Annotated in this window: 3 protein-coding genes and 2 pseudogenes; 3 read left to right on the top strand and 2 right to left on the bottom strand. The window is 44.8% G+C overall.

Going from position 1 to position 1736, the window contains the following annotated elements:
- The coding region (locus tag ACYVRH_RS12725; protein ID WP_461257271.1) for a hypothetical protein at window positions 1-282 on the bottom strand (282 nt) is incomplete at its 3' end.
- Window positions 283-347: 65 nt separating this feature from the next.
- On the opposite strand from ACYVRH_RS12725, the gene ACYVRH_RS12720 reads away from it, so the two are divergent.
- Entirely contained in the window at window positions 348-578 is a 231-nt protein-coding gene (locus tag ACYVRH_RS12720) for a hypothetical protein (protein WP_461257270.1), read from the top strand.
- Window positions 575-898: a type II toxin-antitoxin system PemK/MazF family toxin gene (locus ACYVRH_RS12715; protein ID WP_461257269.1), complete on the top strand. Its 324-nt coding sequence runs from the start codon at window positions 575-577 to the stop codon at window positions 896-898. The genes ACYVRH_RS12720 and ACYVRH_RS12715 overlap by 4 nt, the downstream gene beginning before the upstream one ends.
- Before the next feature lie 62 nt (window positions 899-960).
- Here ACYVRH_RS12715 and ACYVRH_RS12710 read toward each other — a convergent pair.
- Window positions 961-1335: pseudogene (locus ACYVRH_RS12710) on the bottom strand (leucine-rich repeat domain-containing protein); the annotation flags it as partial.
- 166 nt (window positions 1336-1501) lie between these two features.
- Between ACYVRH_RS12710 and ACYVRH_RS12705 the strand changes: the two are divergent.
- Window positions 1502-1736: pseudogene (locus ACYVRH_RS12705) on the top strand (tyrosine-type recombinase/integrase); the annotation flags it as partial.

Below are 1736 nucleotides of genomic sequence, written 5' to 3'. Positions count from 1 at the left end.
GTTGAAAGAACGCATTAACAGCAGGGATACGTTATCGAGCCGTGCCGAATCGCCTGAAGCCGTGTCCTTGGGTAGCCCCCCTCGCTCGACAGCCAAACTGAAAGCGTCATCGGCGCTTGTTTGTTTTTCGCCGTCCAACTGCCCCGACGCTTCCAACACAAGCAGTGCGGCGTCCCGATAGCTCACCTGTTTTTGCTCCAACAGCCGCTCAATTCTTTCGGCGGTTTGGGCAAAGAGAAAACTCGGTATGGCTAGTAAAAAGCAAAGTAAAAAGTTTTTCATTCAAAATCTCCTATAATTGAAAAATTTTGGTTTCCATGCTATATTTTCCTTACAAGGAGTAATCCATGACTGAACAGGTTGAATTGATAAAGGAAATTGATAAACTTCCCTCCAGATATATTGGCGAAGTGCTTGATTATGTAGGGTATTTGCGGAAAAAAGCGCAAAGTGAAAATGCCGATGATGTTGAAGCGTATAAGGCAATGGCTGCCGATACTGAACGGGAGCGGGAAGCCTGCGAATGGTGCAATGCCTATTTTGGTCCTGCTGATTCAAAGCCGGTACGTTCGGCATGACTCGTGGCAGTGTTTGGTGGGTTGAATTCGACCCTGCGGTTGGAACAGAAATACATAAAACAAGACCGGCGGTAATTGTAAGTAATAACACAGCCAACAAATTTCTTGCGAGGGTAGTTGTAATTCCGCTTACAAGCAATACTTCACGCATATATCCCGGTGAGGCGGTTGTTACCGTGAACGGCAATAAAAATAAAGCCATGACCGACCAGATCATGAGCGCTGATAAAAGCCGCCTAAAGAATAAAATAGCGGAATTATCAGAGAGCGATATGGTTTCTCTTGAAACAGCCATGAAACGTTTTTTTAACCTCCTGTAAAATTTTTAGCGGTTAGTATTTCGCTTTCTCTACCCACTATCCACTAACCATTTCCCCTCTCCCTACGGCAGTTTCGTCCACACTGAAGTACTACTCCCAGGGACAGATCTCGTATACGTTCCCGGCGTACCGTTGGTTGAATCCGTTGCATAAAACCTTGTCCGCAAGTCGCCGAGATTGTAGAATGCGTTACTATTAAACCCGCTCGAAGGAATCGTCCCTTCAAATGTTACGCTGGCAAGGCTGGTGCAATAGGAAAAAGCATTATTCCCAATGCTTTTAACGTTGTTTGGTACGACAATGCTGGCAAGACTGGTGCATTCAGAAAAAATACCAGTACTATCGCTGTTGCTTCCGATGGCGGTAAAAGCGGTATTGTTTGGCAATGTCACACTGGCAAGGCTGGTGCAATAGGAAAAAGCCTTCTCCCCAATGCTGGTAACATTGTTGAAATTGCACTAAACAACAGTTGTCAGCGGTTTTACTCTGTGATAAATCTATATCCTGTAAAGAATTAGCGTTGCTGGTTCGGTACGCCTAAAACGCTTGAAAATTCGTGTTATCAGGTATGACATCAATTTTCAAAAAAATAGGAGTTTTGCTATGCACAACGATTTTACTTTGTTTACAAGGGTTGTTCCTTCGGGGAAAACAGTGGTCTATTACTATGCTTATGACGGAGAGGGGAAACGGTTAGGTCCCTGGACTACCGGACAGAGCAATAAGACGGCGGCAAGGAATTATTGCAATTTGTTGAACAGGAAAGGGAAGCTACTTCCGGGACCAAAGGAAATGCCGACTTTTGCCGAATTTTCCGCTGTGTTTTGGGATTGGGAAA

The sequence above is a fragment of the Treponema sp. R80B11-R83G3 genome (assembly GCF_054786115.1).
Note: the sequence above shows the minus strand (reverse complement) of the source record. Positions and strands in the feature narration are given on the sequence as shown.